A 16,941-nucleotide genomic window follows, 5' to 3' on the forward strand; every position below is an offset into this window, starting at 1 on the left:
CTTCCGGTCCTAATAGGTGGGCAGCTTGGGCTTGGGGGGCGCGGACTGCTTGCCACCGGAGCCCAGGTAGCTGGCGCGCACGGTGATGGGGTCGCGCTGCCAGAGGTTGTAGAGCTTGTCCACGAGCCCCGACTCCAGCACGTCCATGCGGCCGTCACCGCAGCCGTCGAACTGGCTGAACGGATCCGCGCGGTTCATGGGCACCGTGAGCGAGGGCAGGCCTTCCGGCGCGTACGGCCACGGCCACGCGGTGGACAGCATCCCGTGGAAGGAGATGTTGCCGATGCGGTTGCTGAGCAACTGGTGCGTGTGGCCGTGGATGACGGTGACCTTCTCGTACGGCTTGAGGATGGCCTGCACCTCGTCCGCGTCGTCGGTCCAGAAGTTCCAGGGCTTGTAGTACTTGTAGAGCGGCGAATGGCTGAAGACGATGACGGGCGTCGTCTTCGCCACCTTGGCCAGGTCGCTCTGGAGCCACTGGCGCTGCTCGGCGCCGACCTCGAAGCGGGACTGGATGCCATTGTCCAGGCCGGCGACGATCTTCATGCGCTCCATGGGGGAGAGCTTCCGCTCCGTCCAGAAGTCCTTCTCCAGGATGGAGTTGAGCACCACGAAGTGCACGCCCTTGTGGTCGAAGGAGTAGTTGGGCGCGCCGAACAGGTCGCGCCACAGCTCGCCCATGTCCAGGAACCAGTCGTGCTCGCCCACCATCATCTTGATGGGGGCCTTCACGGACTTGAGGATTTGGGCGCCCAGCTTGAGCTCGCCGGCCTGGCCCAGCTGCGCCAGGTCCCCGCCAAAGAGGACGAAGTCCGGCTGGGGGTCCAGCGCGTTCACGTCGTCCACGGCCTTGAGGATGGCGCGCACGAAGCGGTCGTTGAGCTTGTTCTCATACAGGTGCGTGTCGGAGATGTACGCGAAGGAGAACTTGGGCTTCTCTCCCTGCGCCTCCGCCACGTTGACCAGCTGGAAGCTGTTGGGCGTGAGCTTGCCCATGCCCGCGACGATGCCGGCGGAGATGCCGGCGACGCGCATGAAGGCGCGGCGGTCCAGCTTGCGCAGGCCCTCGAAGAAGGCGTCGCGCTCGGCGTAGTGCTTCGTCTCGATGCTCTGGAACTTGTTTGCCATGGCGCGCCTCGGTTACCGCTGCTTGGTGGCCGTCACCGGGGTGACGTCGCCGTAGATGCCCAGGTCCGCCGGGTTCTTCACCTTCAGGTCCGGGTTCGGAGCCAGGTCGCCCAGGTTGCCCTTCTTGCCCATGGCGATGGCGGTGTCCCGCTCCGGACGGGTGTTCTTCCGGGCGCGCTGCTTCGCCAGCTGCTCCTTGTTGAGCTTGTCGAACTTCGTGTCCGTGAGGGTGAAGAGGAACGCCACCAGGTCGTCGATTTCCGGCTCCGTGAGCCCCAGCCGCTGCATCCCCCCGTCAAGGTAGGGATTGGCCACGCCGCCCTTGTTGTAGTGGTCCATCACGTCCCACAGCGTGGTGAGCGACCCGTCATGCATGTACGGGCCGGTGATGCCCACGTTGCGCAGGATGGGCGTCTTGAACGAGCCCACGTCGTTCTCCTGCTTGGTCACGAGGAAGCGGCCCAGCTCGGAGAACTCCGAGTTGAGCGCCAGCTCGTCGATCTGCTTCTCGTCGCCGGTGCGGACCACCTGCACGCCCTTGCGCGCCAGGGTGACGAAGTCCTGCTTGTGCGCGGCGACGCCGATGTTGTGGAACTTCTGGTCGCTGAACAGCGGAGAGACGGCGTTGCCCGCGTGGCAGGCGTTGCAGCGCGCCTTGCCGTTGAAGAGCGCCCAGCCGTTCTTCTCCGACGCGGTGAGCGCCTTGGCGTCGCCCATGATGAACTTGTCGAAGCGCGCGTCGCCGGAGAACTGCATCCGCTCGAACGCGGCGATGGCGACGGCCAGGTCGTCGAAGTTGGGCTCGCGGCCGAAGACCTTCTGGAAGTCGGTGACGTACTCGGGGATGCCGCGCACCTTCTTCATGACGGTGTCCGGGTCCGGCATGCCCATCTCACGCGGGTTGAGGATGGGCAGCTTCGCCTGGTCCTCCAGCGTGGCCGAGCGGCCGTCCCAGAACTGGGTGGCGTTGAAGAGGGCGTTGAGGATGGTGGGGCTGTTGCGCGTCACCTTCTGCTGCTTGACGCCCTCGGACAGCGGCTTGCCGTCGGTGAAGCCCAGCTCCGGCTCGTGGCACGTCATGCAGGCCACGGTGTTGTCCACGGAGAGGCGCTTTTCCCGGAAGAGCTTCTCGCCCAGCGCCACCCGCTCCGGCGTGGGCTCGGAGCCCTTGGGCACCGCGAGCCGCCACAGCGTCGCGGAGACGCCCGGCGGCAGCCGCGGCGGTGTCGCATTCGCTGTTTGTGAAGGGGGAGATGCCGCCAGTCCCACGCCGGAGTTGAGCACCACGGCGAGCATCGTGACGACGCCCGAGGGCAGCCGCATGAACGCCTCCTACCCGTTCTCTGGAGCCGCCGCGGGACATCCGCCCGGGTCCGAAGCCGGTCCGCGCATTTCACGCAACCCGAGAGAACCGTTCAACGGTTGCTAGGTCGCCGGGGAGGGGGAAGTGTCTGGCATTGGAACGTCAGACATCGCGGGCCGCCAGCCGTGGGCGGAAAGCCACGCGTGGGCTTCATCTTTCCGTCCGTGCGCGACAAGGAAGTCCACGCGGTCGCCCGCTACGGGGATGGTGGACTCGTCGAAGAGGACGGCGCCGGCCTCGCGCTCCAGCACGAGCGGGACCAGCGCCTCCTCCAGGTTGCCGCTGGCGGGAGGCACGAGGGTCTCCACCTGCGGGGCCTCCAGGCGCCAGGACTCGCGGGACACGGCGCCCTGTTCACAGCGCGCCACCCAGACGTCCAGGTCGCGCTCCGCGCCAAAGAGGACGTGGCCGCCGGTGGCGCTCACGGTGTCCGTGGATACACCCACGTGGCCCCGGTGCAGGGCGGTGTAGCTGCGGGCGGTGCGCTGGAGTGCGCGCACGCGCTCGGCGAAGAGGAGGTTGACGCCCTCGTTGTGGGTGAGGCCCACGAAGCCCTGGCGCCCTTCGGGCTCCGCGCGCAGGAGCGTGCGCTCCTCCAGCCCGTTGCCGAAGAGGACGCGGAAGCCCTCCTGCTGCGCGCGCTTGAGCGTGGCGTCGCTGGAGTCCACGAGGAGCACGACCTGGTCGCGCGCCTGGAGTGCGTGCGCCACCTGCCGCGCGAGCGCGTTGGCGCCCAGGAGGACATAGCCCCGAGGCACCACGCGGCGCACCCCCAGGAGCCCCGCCACCAGGCCGCCGGACAGGCCCTGCACCACCACCGTCACGCCGATGACCAGGAACACCAGCGCGCGCAGGGACTGGCCCTCCTGCACGCCCTGGTCCCCCAGGCGCGTGGCGAACAGCGAGGCCACGGCGGCGGCGACGATGCCTCGCGGGCCCAGCCACGCGATGAAGGCCTTCTCGTTGCGGGACAGGCCAGAGCCGGCGGTGGAAGCGGCGACGGCCACGGGCCGCACAATGAGCATCAGGACGAGCACGGTGAGGAGGCCGCGCCAGCCCAGCGCCGTCACCTGGGACAGCCGCATGTCCGCGGCCAGCAGGATGAAGAGCATGCCCAGCAGCATCAGGGTGAGCTGTTCCTTGAAGGCGAGCACCTCCCGGCGGGCGGGCACCTTGCCGTTGCCCACGACGAGCCCCGCGGCGATGGCGGCCAGCACGCCGCTCTCCGGCGCGAGCGCGTTGCTCACCTGGAAGGCCCCCAGCACCAGGGCCAGGGCGAAGACGTTGGTCATGTCCTCCGGCACCCACGAGGCCTTGCGCAGGCCCACGGTGATGAGGAGCCCCGTGATGCCGCCCACGGCGAGCCCCACGCCCCAGCGCGAGCCCAGCGCGCTCACCAGCAGCCACGGCCCCTCCTCCGCGTGCAGCGCCATGTCCAGCGCGACCACGGCGATGATGGCGCCCACGGCGTCCACGAAGATGCCCTCGGCCTCCAGCACGGTGGCGACGCGGTGGGTGACGCGCACGCGGCGCAAGAGGGGCGTGATGACGGTGGGGCCGGTCACCATGACCAGGGTGCCGAACAGGGCGGACACCTTCCAGTCCCAGCCCATCAGGGCGCGGGCGGCCAGGGTGCCGCCCACGGCGGTGATGGCGGCGCCCAGGGTGACCAGCCGCTGGATGGAGCGGGCCTCGCGGCGCAGCTTGCGCACGTCCAGGCTCATGGCGCCCTCGAAGAGGATGACGGACACGGAGAAGCCCACCACGGCCTGGAGCGCGGGCCCCAGGGACGCGGGCTGGATGAGGCCCAGGGCCTCCGGGCCGAGCAACACGCCCGCGGACAGCAGCACGACGATGCCGGGCACGCTCAGGTGCCGGGCCACGAGCTGCGCGAGGATTCCGGCGACGAGCGACAGCCCCAGCGTCAGGGAGGGATTGGCGAGGGAGGAGGCCATGGATGCGGCCGCGCACCGTAGCCGTGTGACTTCCGCGCGCACCGGGAGTCTGCTCGCGAGGGTTGGCCGGGAGACAGAAGCAAGCCAAGCCCACACAGACAAAAACCTATCACAACAAGCAAACTCAGCCTACCAAACCACTCACCACCTACCCGCCCTTTTCCAACTCACCAAGGCCGCGATCTGCATACCCTGCCTCCATTTTGGCAAGATGCTTTTCCTTGGAAATCGCCGCAGCAAGCTCGCGCCCCCCGACATCCGGCTGAAGCTTCTCAAGGGTTTCCAGCGCCTTGACTCGAGCCAAAGCGGCTTCAGCTCGCGACTTAACAGAATCAGCCTGAGCTTTCTCGGCCTCAGCGCTCAGTTTTGCAGTCTCTTGAACCACTCGCGAGAAATCCGCAAACGCACGACTCAATCGATCCTGCTCCTCCCTAACAAGTCGGAGCACTCGCTGTTTTCTAGAGCTATACTTTTCTGCAAACCGAGCAACATCTCCCGTCCACTTGCTGTACCGCCACAAGAAATCTGACTCACTTTCGCCGTCGTTCCTTGATGGTTCCTGCGCAACCAAATCTCGAACAGACTCTCGCAGCGACTCCTCTCGACCATAGACCAAATGGTTTCTCAAAGTAGTCGCATAACCGCCCCCTACACCAAACGCCACGGCAAAAGCCTGCCAACCCAGTGGCAGCCCCAATCCAGGAGCAAGCACGAAATAGGCAGCCACTCCAAGGGTTCCGCCCAGCATCCCAGACATTCCCAACAACGACATATCTGGGGCGGGCAAAAACGACTTCAAGTCGCCCACTCGAGTGGTATCGCCACTAGGCTGTCCGCTCACAGGGGTCAATTTCGAGAACGCTTTTCAACCACACCCTGAACAAAACGAAATAGCACTTGCCCAGTCAAATGGACACCAGCCCCGGCAATAACTCCCAGGAGCGCACTTCGCATCACTTCAGAGGAGAAAGCTTTAAATATCTCTCCCGACGCACCACCATGAAACAAAAAAACACCCAACAAGATCAACAATATCGCAAACCAAAGCCCCTTAAACAAATCAACCCCATCCCCGACCACCCCATTGCGCTTCCTGCGTCGCCTATTCTCAATGCCATAGTAGGCAGACTCCAACTCATGCCGAGCACGTTCCGCAGCGCGCAGTTGTGCACGCTGCCGCTCAAGCAGTGCCGCAAGAACCAATGCAGGAGGACTCGCTTTATCTGGCGGAATTTCTCCAGAAGACACAGCCTCGGGTGGGATGCTTCTAGACAAAGCCTCAGCAAGCTCCATCGTCACACCAGATGGAACAGACGATTGCTTCACACTTGAGCCAAGCTCAGTGCTTGGGTCTTTCGACTGCGAATCAGTCTTCATCAAGCACCACCTACATAGCCCACCAAGAGCCACACCGACCACCAACACCCTCCATGGCTTCTACTCGCCAACGCCTCCGGCGACACTCTCCACAATGGTCTCCGATTCAGCCTATGTCCGTCAACTGGCCCAAGAGCTTTGCTTAAGCGTAACAATAATCAAACTAACCAGCAAGAGACAGAATGCACATCGCGATGGCGACAAAAGTGAGGCTGATGACATGGTGATTGGCCCCGCCAAGCCACGCCCCGACTTACAATTCCCCAAAGCGCATGCTTTGACTATCGCTAGAAAAGAATACAAACACAGAGCTATTGCTTATCTCTAGAACGTAATTTCAACGTCGACAGACGAAGGCCACAGAGAGACTCCTGTGCGTATTTGGTTTTCTGCAACTGTCACCATCGCGACAACAAAAGGAGCTATGGCTCAGTCGTTGGAGGGACATCAAGGCTCGGGGACGCGCAGGTCGCGTGAGCGCAGCAGCATGGCGGACGCCGTCGCCGGAGCGAGCACCGACGCGACGATGATGCTCCAGTCCCAGGGCCCTCGCGCCCGGGCGGCGTTGAAGGCGAGCGCCTGCACCAAGGTCAGACAGGCATCCGCGGTGGTGAGCCGCCCCAGCAGCGTGGCCAGGCCGTCTCGCCAGCGGCGCAGGAGCAGCAGCAGTCCCACGATGAGCCCCACGTCGAACACCACCCAGCCGTGCTGCACCCATGGCGACGGGAACCAGTGCGCGCTCATGGGCAGCGCGAGCAGCACCGTCCACGGCACCAGCAGCGCCGTCAGCGCACGCACGAAGAGTCGCGGCCGGCGCAGCAGCGTGACGAGCCCGAACTTCACCAGGCTCCCCCGCGCGAAGGCCCGGAGCGCGTCGTAGATGGCCCACGGCGCGGGTTCGTCCTTCGGGTGGGACAGATAGAGCGTCACCCACGCGTCAGGGCGGAACTTCGCCTTGAAGGAGCGCAGGCCCTCGAAGTCGAACAGCGGGCGCCCGGCGCTGCGCGCGAACCGCAGCCACGGCCGCACGGGCCCCGCGAGCGGCGCCAGGCCCAGCGTCACGTACCTGCGCCCGTTCAGCGCGGCGGCGCGCATCGCGGCGTCCACCAGCGTCTCCGCCGTGCCGTTGGGCGCGGTGGGTTCGCGCAGCAGGTCCTGGAGGAACCAGCCGTCGCGCGCGTACACGGGCGTCACCGACAGGAAGCCCACCACGCGGCCCTCCACCTCCGCCACGAAGGCGCGGCGCTCGCGGGCGAAGGCTCCGGGGGCCAGCCCCACCAGGAAGCCCATCGTCGCCATGCGGCGCGACGCGAGCCAGTGCTCGGCCAGCACCTCCACCGCCGCTCGCAGCGGGTGGCCTTCCGTCTCCATCACCTCCGCGGGCACCTCGCGCACGCGCACGCCGTGGGAGCGCGCGCGGCGGAGCTGTTCGCGCAGGCTGCGGCTGCCCTTCACCACCGCCTCCCATTTCGTCGGGTCCCACACCGGCTGCTCGCCGATGGGCAGCTCCTCGAACGGGACGAGCCGGGAGAAGCGCGACTCCGTGGCGAAGAAGCTCACGCGCTTGCCCGCGCTCCGGGCCGCCTGATGGAAGGCCTCCACCACGTCGTGCACGCGCTCATGCGCGGCGATGGGGCCACCTCCCGCCACCCACGCGCCGCCCGTGTCCACGTAGGCGATGCACCCGTCCCCTTCCGGCGCGAACCAGTACTCGAAGCCCGGCTGCAGCACCTGGAAGGACGTCGCGTTCCAGCCGTGCTGCTTGAGCAGCGCCAGCACCCGTTCGCGCGGGTCGCCTGCGGGGTCCTGGTGGGGGTCGGCCATGGTGTTTGGGTTCAAACTACGTCCCACCGGGCAACCCCGCCAGCCAAAGCCGCCCGAGGAGCCAGGGCACCTCCTGGAGGGACGGGCCGTGAGGAGGTGCGCGGTCGGGAGATCCAATCCGGCCGCTCCCACGCACTACAGGGGGACGTCCTTGACGGGGATATCAGGGCCGGAGCCGGGCCCCCATGGGGCGGCCCTCCCATGGAGGGGCCCGGCTTGCAGTACCGCTCAGGAACCGTCGTCCTCCGCGTCGTCCCCTCCACCATCCGCGGGAGCGCGTCCGAGCAGCCGGTCCACCTCCGCGTGCGCTTCTTCCGCCTGCGCCGCGCTGATGCGCTTGTAGAGCTTCAGCGCGTCCACCACGTGGTGCGCGTGCTTCCACAGCGCTCGGGAACCGCTGGACGGCGAGCGCTTGCGCGGGGACGGCAGCATCGCGGCGAGCACCGCGCCCTGCGCCACGGAGAGCTGGGACGCGGACACGCCGAAGTGCTCCCGCGCCCCCGCCTCAATCCCATACACGCCGTTCCCCCACTCCACCACGTTGAGGTACAGCGTCAGGATGCGCTGCTTCGTCAGCGCTTCTTCCAACCGGTGCGCCAGCACCAGCTCCTTCAGCTTGCGCACCAGGCTGCGGTCGGTGGACAGCCAGAGGTTCTTCGCCAGCTGCTGCGTGAGCGTGGATGCGCCCCGCCCCAGCTCCCCCTTCTCCACCGCCTGCCCCACCGCGCGCGCCAGCTCCACCGTGTCCACGCCGTCGTGCAGGTAGAAGCTCGCGTCCTCGGAGATGAGCACCGCGTCCACCGCGGGCTTGGACACCGCGGACAACGGCACCCACTGCTGCCTCCGGCGCGGCTTGCGCCCGGCCTCGCGCGCCTCGGCCGCCCGCTGCTCGATGAGCGCCGTCGTCTTCGGGTTCTCCTTCGCCAGGGAGTCCGCGTCCGGCAGCCCGGCGAACGTGAGCGCCGCGGTCCCCACGCCCAGCACCAACAGGCCCACTGCCACCCAGCGCGCCCACCGCCTCCTTCGCGGCGGCGCGGGCTGCACCTCCGGCGGTGCCGGCGGGATGGACCCGGCGGGTTCGGGGCTCGGGGACTCGGATGGACCTTCGACGGTGGACATCTGCCGGCCGTGTCTAGCGCCGTGCCGTCCGGGCGTCACCCTTCACGGTGAGCTTCGCGGACGCCAGACGCGGCGGCTCGGGCGAGCGCCAGCGCTCGTCCACGGACGCGAAGCCCGCCACCAGCTCCCCCGCCAGGTAGCCGCGCGTCTTCTTCCCCTTGCGGCGCAGCCAGTCGTTGAGGACGTGCCCCTTCGCGTCCTTGCGCGCCTCCGGCTGCGCGAGGTTGAAGCGCGAGCGCTTCACCAGCCCGCCGGACTTGTGCACGAACGTCACCGTGCCGTCCGCCCCCACCCGCTCCACGATGCCAATGTGCGTGAGGCCGTCGTTGATGAGGCCGTCGCGGTTGCGGTCGAACGTGTTCTTGAAGAACACCAGCGCGCCCGGCCTCGGCGTCTCCGTGAGCATCCCCAGCGCGCGCGCCTTGCGGTGGATGGCCGTGACGCCGTTCTCCTCCGGCAGCACGTCGTCGGGCAGCAGGTCCAACCGCCGCTGCTGGAACGCCAGCCGCGTCATGCCCGAACAGTCATCGCTCACCGCCGAGCTCATCTTCGCCAGCGTCGTCATCCCCACCCAGGACCTCGCCCGCCACAGCGCCCGGTCCGCCAGCTGGACTTCCGGCCGGGCCTTCTTCGTCGCCGTGGCCTTGTTCGATGCCTGAGCCGCCCCGCCCCACACCAGCGCGCTCACCAACGCGCCCACCCACACGCCTCGTCCCATGCGCACGCGGCAGAGCAACCGCCGTGCCCGGCCTCCGCGGCGTTGCGCATGTCCACCTCACGACGAAGCGCGCTCACCCTTCGGCACGAGCTGGGCAAGGAAGTTCCCACCCACGGCAACCGCGCGCCCTGAATCCCTCAGGGCACGACGGGGTTCGAGCCGGCCGGCTCGCCACGTCCGGCCGCGCCCGCGGGGAGCTGCGCGTCACCCGACGCGGGGTTGTTCCACCGGCGACCGGGCGCTGGCGTCCGCTTCCGTTCCTCGCGGAACAGCGTGCGCAGGTGCTCGTCATGGAGGACGGGCGCCGGACGGGGCTCGGGGCCGGTGATGACCCGCGTGGACGGAGGCGGCGGCTCTCCACCCAAGGTCTGCGCCGGCCCGCAGCCCTTGCTCACGCAACCGGGGCTGAAGACGTCAACGAGCGCGTCAGGCCGTTCGGTTCCCCAGGTCCGCGCGGGCCTGGGCTGAATCAGTCTGGGAGGGTTGGGGGCCGGGAACTCCGTGGGCGGCGGGCGCATCTCCCGGGCCTCCAGCGAGACCATCAGCGGCAGCGCCAGCCCCAGCACCGCGAACTGCCCCACGGCGCCGGGCATCCGCGAACCGGGCGCGGGCAATACCTGCGTGCGCAGGCTCGACAGGATGAACGCACCGCCAATGGCCGTGCACAGCGCGAGCGCCCCCCACGTCATGGCCTGCGCCGTGATGACAATGGAGGACAGGCGCCAGGTCGCGCCCACGTCCACCGCCGCCCTCCAGGCGTGGTCCTTCCAGTCCGCCGCCGGCCCGGCCATGCCGTAGCCCACCGCGCACGCCGCCACCCACACGGCGGCGCCATGCACCTCACGGCGCAGGAGCCACCCCTGCGTGAGACCCACCGCCAACCCCATCCCGATGAACGCCGTCCCGGGCGAAAGCCCCAGCGCCACGGCCAGGGCCTGCGAACCCACCAGCCCCACCGCCACCGCCATCGCCGTGTGCCCCGCCCAGCCAGGCACCTGGAGCCCCGCGCGGCGCAGCGCGAACGATTGCGCGTTCCCCAGCACCGCCCCCGCGACCGCGAAGACCGCCAGCTCCGCGAGCCGGTGCACCACGCCCTGCTCCACCGCGGACAGCCGCCAGATGGCCGCCGAGCCCAGCAATGTCTCCAGCAGGCGGGCCCAGTCCTCCACCTGCGTCCACGGGACGAGCAGGCCCAGCACGGTGACCACGGAGACGAGGAGGACGTGGACGAGACGAGAGCCCATGGCCCGGCAGTCTGTGCGAGGCCCCCGCTCCAAAGCCATTCACCGAGGCACCTTCCTGCCCGCCGGCCAACGGAGGTGTCGCCCGGTGGAGGTGGATGTACGGCGCGACAGGACCTCAGGGATTGGACTGAACCCTGGTGCGTTTCGCCTACGACCAGCGCCTGTCGCCCGCCGAGCAGCGCATCTCCCGGCGGAGCGACGCCGTCACGGAGGTGCCCCTGCGGACGTCCGCGACGCCGCGGCCCGGGGTGGAGGCGGTGCGTGAGGCCCTGCTCCACACGGAGGGCTTCTTCCAGCGCGAGTCGAGCCTCTTCGGGCAGCGGGTGCCCCCGCCAGCGGGGTCGGAGCGCCGTGAAGCGGCGGACACTGGGAAATGGAGCACGAGCACAAGGCGCGGCCGGCGCTAGATTGCCGCCCCTATGGCGCATCCCACCGACGACAAGAACTTCCGCCTGCCCACCACCCTCCGGCCGCGCCGCTACCAGGCGACGGTGACCCTGGACCTGGAGGGGCGCACCTTCACGGGTGAGCAGCGCGTGGAGCTGGAGCTGTCCCAGCCCACCACGGAGATCATCCTCCACGCCAACGCCCTGGAGCTGGGCGAGGTCACGCTCCGCACCGGCAACGACGTGCGCAAGCCCGCGTCCAAGCGCGTGGCCCCGGTGAGCGAGACGGTGGTGCTCACGTTCGATGCGCCCCTGCCCGCGGGCAGCGCCACGCTGGACGTGCTCTGGACGGGGCACTTCAGCGACGGCCTGCGCGGCCTGTACGCGGCGGGCCAGGTGGCCGCGACGCAGTTCGAGGCCGCGGACGCCCGGCGGCTGTTCCCCTGCTTCGACGAGCCGGCCTTCAAGGCGCGCTGGGCGCTCACGGTGCGCGTGCCGGAGGGCCACACGGTGCTGGGCAACGGCCGCGTGGTGAAGGACGAGAAGGACGGGGCCCTGCGCAAGGTGACGTTCGAGGAGACGGAGCTGCTCAGCTCGTACCTCATCGCGCTGGTGGTGGGCCCGCTGGTGGGCACGCCGGAGGAGAAGGCGCAAGGCATCCCGGTGCGCACGTGGGCGCTGCCGGAGAAGGCGCACCTGGCGAAGTTCGGCCAGGACGCGGCGCTGCAAGTGCTCCCCCGGCTACAGGACTACTTCGGGTTGCCGTATGCCTTTGGCAAGGTGGACCAGGTGGGCATCCCGGACTTCGAGGCGGGCGCGATGGAGAACGCCGGCCTCATCACCTACCGGGAGGTGGCGCTGCTGTTGGACCCTGCCACCGCGCCCTTGTCCGTGCAGAAGCGCGTGGCGGAGGTGGTGACGCACGAGCTGGCGCACCAGTGGTTCGGCAACTGGGTGACGATGGTGTGGTGGGACGACCTCTGGCTCAACGAGGCGTTCGCGACGTGGATGGCTTTCAAGATTGTCGACCAGTGGCGGCCGGACTGGCGCATGTGGCTGGACTTCGACGCGCACCGGGCGAGCGCGCTGGCGCTGGACGCGCTCAAGTCCACGCACCCCATCCACGGGGAGGTGCGCAACGCGGGCGAGGCCGGTGAGAGCTTCGACGCGATTACGTACGAGAAGGGCGGCGCGGTGCTGCGGATGATTGAAGGGTTCCTGGGAGAGGGACCCTTCCGCGAAGGCATCCGGCTGTACATGCGCAAGCACGCGCGCGCGAACGCGGTGAAGGAAGACCTGTGGAACGCGCTGGGTGAAGCGGCGAAGCAGCCGGTGAACGAGCTGGCGACGAAGTGGATTGGCCAGAGCGGCTTCCCGCTGGTGTCGGTGAAGGTGGAGGGGCGGAAGGTGACGCTGTCGCAGCGTCGCTACTATTCGGAGCCGGAGGCGAGGAGCCCGGAGACGTGGCCGGTGCCCATGGTGCTGCGCTTCGAGGACGCGGGCGGCGTGCGGGAGCAGCGCGTGCTCTTCCGCGACGCGGAGACGACGGTGACGCTGGAGGGCGGCTCGGGCGACGTGAAGTGGCTGTGCGCCAACGGCGGCTCCACGGGCTTCTACCGGGTGGCGTACGAGAAGCCAGCGCTGGACGCGCTGGCGGCGAACCTGGGGACGCTGGCGCCGTCGGAGCGCATCTCGCTGCTGGCGGACATGTTCGCGCTGGTGCGCGCGGCGCAGGCGCCGGTGGCGGACCTGCTGGACCTGGCGGCGCGCTTCAAGGACGAGGAGGACGAGGCGGTGCTGGACGAGCTCGTCGGGCGGCTCGGGTACATCGAGAACCGGCTGACGGAGGGCGAGGACCAGGAGCGCTTCCGCCGATGGGTGGAGCAGCTGTTGGGCGGCGGCCTGAAGAAGCTGGGCTGGCAGGCGGCGCAGGGAGAGCCGGACCGGGTGCGGCTGCGCCGCGCGGCGCTGGTGCGCGCGGTGGGTGGCCTGGCGCGCAGTCCGCAGGTGCTGGCGGAGGCGCGTCCGCTGGTGCAGCGGATGCTCCAGGGGGACAAGTCCGCGCTGGACGCGAACCTGCTGGACACGGCGGTGGGCATGGTGGCGCGCGCGGGCGACTCGGCGCTGTTCGATGATTTGTCGCAGCGGATGCCCAAGGAGCCGGACCCGGCGACGCAGCGGCGCTACCTGATGGCGCTCACAGCCTTCGAGGACGCGACGCTGGCGGAGCGCGCCCAGGGCCTGCTGTTCACGGAGACGGTGAAGACGCAGGACGTGGCGAGCTTCGCGACGGGCCTGTTGGGCAACCGCACCGGGCGCGATGCGTGGTGGGCGCATTTGCAGAAGAACTGGAAGGACCTGGTGGCGCGCACGGGCGCGGCGCCCATGCTGCTGCGCCGCGTGGTGGAAGGCCTGGGCCTCCTGCGCACGCGCGAGCAGCTGGAGCAGATGAAGGCCCTGCTCCAGGCGAACCCCATTCCAGAGGCCCAGCAGGCCACGGCGCAGACCCTGGAGCGGCTGACGCAGGACGTGGCCCTGCGCGAGCGCGTGGCCCCGGAGGTGGCCGCGTGGCTGAAGCGCCGGCCGTGAGGTGAGGGCCCGCCGGGAGGGACGATGTGGAGGTCACTTCTGTTCTGCATGGCCTGGGGGCTCGGGGGCTCCGCCTCCAGGCCTCCGCCGGGCGTCGCTCAACCGCCTCCCGGTGAGCGCCTGGAAAGCATCGCGGGTCCCCTCCCCGCCACGGCCCCTATCCGACCTATTCCGATGCGTTGCTGGCAGCCTGCCCATCATGCGCACGCCCACGCTCTTCATCGTGTCCGGATTGATGCTCGGTGGTTGCATGAAGCCCCATCGACCCGCGCTGGCTGAGTCCGAGCCTTCGCTCGTCTTTCCCTCCTTCTTCGCCAGCCCTGGGGAGGCCGTGGGGGGCCCTGGAAGAACGTATGCGTTGGACGGTTCCGTTCTGCGCGCGCTCTCCCTGGCGGTCGCGGACTTCCTTCCGCCCCCGACGCCGTCAACGCCGTGCTGGGACCGGCCCGAGTCACATCGCTACAGGATCCTCCGTGAGTCAGGGGTCATCTTCATCCGGATCGAAGAGGACCCCGCCGCCTGTGGGCGGCAGGTTCCCGCCCTGCACTCCGGAGCGCGATACGCCTTCAGTGACGACGGCCGGCTCCTGCGGCGCCTCATCGATGGAGAGCCGGAGCAGGTTCCAAACAGTGGGTCCTCCCCGGACGATGCGGGCGAGGATGCCGCCCCCGGTACGCCTCCACCTCCGGGCCTCCAGCCGGGGGGCCCGCCTCCTCGTTTCTCCCATGTCCCGGACGGCGGCACTCACGCCATGATGTCAGCGCCTCCAATGGAGCAGAGCCTTCCTCCCGATGGCGGCCCTGGGAACCCATGAAGACCACGCTCACGCCCGAAGCCTCCGCCGCCTCCCGTGAAGCCCTGCGCCGCGCCAACGTGGCGTTCACCCACGCCTACCCGGGCGAGTCCTCCCGGCGCCAGCCCGTGCACACCGTGTACGGCGGCGCCCACCTCTTCCGCGCTGGCACCGCGCGGAAGATGGGGGACCTGGCGCTCGCGGCGCTGCGCGACTACGCCGCCGATGGCTCCCAGCTCGCCCACGGGCTGGGCCTGCCCCAGCGCGGCGGCTTCGCCCAGCGCGTCCATGACCGCGTCGTGGACAAGCTCCAGCGTGAGCCCGTGGAGGACTTCCGCATCGACTTCGAGGACGGCTACGGCCACCGCCCCGATGCCGAAGAGGACGCCCACGCCGTCGCCGCCGCCACGGAGGTGGCTCGCGGCCTGGAACTGGGCTCGCTCCCGCCGTTCATCGGCATCCGCGTGAAGTCCTTCACGGAGGAGCTCTACGCCCGCGCCTCGCGCACCCTGGACCTCTTCGTCACCGCGCTGCTAGAGCAATCCGGTGGCAGGTTGCCTCCGTCCTTCGTCGTCACCCTGCCCAAGGTCACCGTGCCCGAACAGGTGACCGCCCTGGCGACGCTGCTGTCGGAGCTGGAGTCCGCCCACAACCTGCCCCCAGGCGCGCTCACCCTGGAGCTGATGGTGGAGACGCCCCAGGCCCTCTTCGACGCGCGCGGCAGGCCGCACCTGCGCTCGCTCGTGGAGGCGGGCGAGGGCCGCTGCTCCCACGTGCACCTGGGCGTCTACGACTACACCGCCGCCCTGGATGTCAGCGCGCACATGCAGCACATGCTCCACCCCGCCTGTGACTCCCTGCGAGACATCGTGCAGGTGCTCCTCGCAGGCAGCGGCGTGCACCTGTCCGACGGCGCCACCAACGTCATGCCCGTGGGCCCCCACCGCAAGCAGGGCGACACCCCGCTGCTCCCCACGCAACGGCGCGAGAACACCGACGCCGTGCACCGCGCGTGGCAGGTGGCGTACCGGCACACGCGCCACTCGCTGGAGCGCGGCTACTACCAGGGCTGGGACCTGCACCCCGCCCAGCTCCCCGTGCGCTACGCCGCCGTCTACGCCTTCTTCCTGGAGGGCCTGGAGCCGGCGTCCCAGCGCCTCAAGGCCTTCGTGGACAAGGCCGCCCAGGCCACCCTGCTGGGCGACGTGTTCGACGACGCCGCCACCGGCCAGGGCCTGCTCAACTTCTTCCTGCGGGGCCTGGCCAGCGGCGCCCTCACGGAAGAGGAGGCCCGCGCCACCGGCCTCACGCTGGAGGAGCTGAGGAGCCGCTCCTTCCGCGCCATCGTGCAGGGCCGCGCGTCACGCTGACGCGGGCGGCTCCGTGGGGGGCACCGCGCTCCGGGGCCCCAGCCACTCGCGCGCGACGGCCACGTCCACCGCGAGGATGCCCAGGAGGAACAGCCACGGCCCCGGCTTCGACGACAGGCCCGTCAGCCCCCAGACGGTGATGAGCCCCGCGAGCACCGCGGGCACCGCCGAGGGCAGCGCCTCCCGCGCGCGCCGCACCGACCCCAGCACGCCCAGCGCCAGCAGCCCCAGCACCACGCCCGTCGCGCCCAGCCGGCCGCGCCCCGTCCCCGCGCCCTGCCCCGCCGGGAGCACCAGCGTGTTGAACTTCCACGTGTGCTGGTCCTCGATGTCCCAGGCGAAGTTGTCGTCGATGGTGATGGTGCGCTCACGCTGCAGGTGGGCCGTGGGCACCAGCGACCACGCCGAGCTCCACGGCAGGAGCAGCCCCACCGCGCACGCCGCCACGCCCGCGAACACCCACCGCTTCAGCCGCACGTCCGCCGGCCTCCGCGTGAGCGACGGCTCCGCCAGCGGCGACGCCTGGAACGCCCGCCACTGCACGAAGCCCAGCACCACCGCCGCCAGCACCCACAACAGGGGCGCCACGCCCAGCCCCAGCGACAGGAACGCCTGCGTCACCGTGAGCGCGGTGAACATCGGCAGGAACGCCGGATGCGCGGCCCACTTCACCGCCGGCACCAGCGCGTCCGGCAGCTTCCGGCCCGCGGCCACCCACTCGCGCGCGCCCAGCATGCCGGCGCCCACCAGCATCAACACCGCCCAGGGCAGCCCCAGCCCGCCGCCAACGAAGGGCAGCACCGGCACCACCGCCGCCGCCGCCACCAGTCCGGCCCCGAGCAGCGGCAGCGAGCCCCCGGGCAGCCGCTCGCGCAGCCTCGGGTCGTCCAGCACGTCCTGCACCGCGCGGCCCGCCGAGTCCGCCGCGCGCCGCGCCTGGTCCGCCACCTCGTTCATCACCGGCGACCCGGGCGCGTTCACGTCCCCGCCACAGTGGGGACACGTCCGCGACGCGTGGCCTTCAGGGAGCGGCTGACCACAGTGCGGGCAGGACATGGCGCGAGTCCTCCTCAGA

The 16,941-nt window shown here is 69.6% G+C and carries 13 protein-coding genes; 3 read left to right on the top strand and 10 right to left on the bottom strand.

The features are described 5' to 3' along the window. Positions 1 to 9: 9 nt before the first annotated feature. The 9 genes from D7W82_RS09835 to D7W82_RS09865 all read right to left on the bottom strand — a co-directional run bounded on the left by D7W82_RS09835 (position 10) and on the right by D7W82_RS09865 (position 10,728). The gene (locus D7W82_RS09835; RefSeq protein WP_120618092.1) at positions 10 to 1,128 is read right to left on the bottom strand and encodes a metallophosphoesterase; all 1,119 of its coding nucleotides are present in this window, start codon (positions 1,126 to 1,128) and stop codon (positions 10 to 12) included. A gap of 12 nt (positions 1,129 to 1,140) precedes the next feature. Further along, positions 1,141 to 2,451 (bottom strand): cytochrome-c peroxidase, encoded by a 1,311-nt coding sequence (locus tag D7W82_RS09840; RefSeq protein WP_120618093.1) that lies wholly within the window; start codon positions 2,449 to 2,451, stop codon positions 1,141 to 1,143. Between the two features lie 102 nt (positions 2,452 to 2,553). Further along, the gene (locus D7W82_RS09845; RefSeq protein ID WP_120618094.1) at positions 2,554 to 4,446 is read right to left on the bottom strand and encodes a sodium:proton antiporter; all 1,893 of its coding nucleotides are present in this window, start codon (positions 4,444 to 4,446) and stop codon (positions 2,554 to 2,556) included. Positions 4,447 to 4,594: 148 nt separating this feature from the next. Then, the gene (locus D7W82_RS40015) at positions 4,595 to 5,254 is read right to left on the bottom strand and encodes a hypothetical protein (RefSeq protein ID WP_147439280.1); all 660 of its coding nucleotides are present in this window, start codon (positions 5,252 to 5,254) and stop codon (positions 4,595 to 4,597) included. Between the two features lie 38 nt (positions 5,255 to 5,292). After that, positions 5,293 to 5,823, bottom strand: coding sequence for a hypothetical protein (locus D7W82_RS40020; RefSeq protein ID WP_147439281.1), 531 nt, complete (start codon positions 5,821 to 5,823; stop codon positions 5,293 to 5,295). Between the two features lie 447 nt (positions 5,824 to 6,270). Beyond that, entirely contained in the window at positions 6,271 to 7,647 is a 1,377-nt protein-coding gene (locus D7W82_RS09850; RefSeq protein WP_199727718.1) for a bifunctional lysylphosphatidylglycerol flippase/synthetase MprF, read from the bottom strand. Positions 7,648 to 7,875: 228 nt separating this feature from the next. Further along, positions 7,876 to 8,766 carry a biosynthetic peptidoglycan transglycosylase gene (locus D7W82_RS09855; protein ID WP_120618096.1) on the bottom strand — a complete coding sequence of 297 codons (891 nt, stop codon included), beginning with the start codon at positions 8,764 to 8,766 and terminating at the stop codon, positions 7,876 to 7,878. A 13-nt stretch (positions 8,767 to 8,779) separates the two neighbouring features. Beyond that, positions 8,780 to 9,490: a CHAP domain-containing protein gene (locus D7W82_RS09860; RefSeq protein WP_147439282.1), complete on the bottom strand. Its 711-nt coding sequence runs from the start codon at positions 9,488 to 9,490 to the stop codon at positions 8,780 to 8,782. A 131-nt stretch (positions 9,491 to 9,621) separates the two neighbouring features. Beyond that, a complete protein-coding gene (locus D7W82_RS09865; RefSeq protein ID WP_120618098.1) occupies positions 9,622 to 10,728 on the bottom strand; it encodes a hypothetical protein in 1,107 nt (368 codons plus the stop codon). Between the two features lie 137 nt (positions 10,729 to 10,865). Between D7W82_RS09865 and D7W82_RS09870 the strand changes: the two genes are divergently transcribed. The 3 genes from D7W82_RS09870 (at position 10,866) to D7W82_RS09885 (ending at position 15,866) form a co-directional block, all read left to right on the top strand. Beyond that, entirely contained in the window at positions 10,866 to 11,135 is a 270-nt protein-coding gene (locus D7W82_RS09870; protein WP_120618099.1) for a hypothetical protein, read from the top strand. Between the two features lie 12 nt (positions 11,136 to 11,147). Next, the gene (locus D7W82_RS09875) at positions 11,148 to 13,703 is read left to right on the top strand and encodes a M1 family metallopeptidase (RefSeq protein WP_120618100.1); all 2,556 of its coding nucleotides are present in this window, start codon (positions 11,148 to 11,150) and stop codon (positions 13,701 to 13,703) included. An 810-nt stretch (positions 13,704 to 14,513) separates the two neighbouring features. Beyond that, on the top strand, positions 14,514 to 15,866 hold the full coding sequence (locus tag D7W82_RS09885) for a phosphoenolpyruvate kinase (RefSeq protein ID WP_120618102.1): 1,353 nt from the start codon (positions 14,514 to 14,516) through the stop codon (positions 15,864 to 15,866). On the opposite strand, the gene D7W82_RS40480 is transcribed toward D7W82_RS09885, so the two are convergent. Beyond that, positions 15,858 to 16,847 carry a hypothetical protein gene (locus tag D7W82_RS40480; RefSeq protein WP_158617626.1) on the bottom strand — a complete coding sequence of 330 codons (990 nt, stop codon included), beginning with the start codon at positions 16,845 to 16,847 and terminating at the stop codon, positions 15,858 to 15,860. The genes D7W82_RS09885 and D7W82_RS40480 overlap by 9 nt on opposite strands. Between the last annotated feature and the right edge of the window lie 94 nt (positions 16,848 to 16,941).

This window comes from Corallococcus sp. CA049B, assembly GCF_003611685.1.
GTDB classification, from domain to species: Bacteria; Myxococcota; Myxococcia; order Myxococcales; family Myxococcaceae; genus Corallococcus; species Corallococcus coralloides.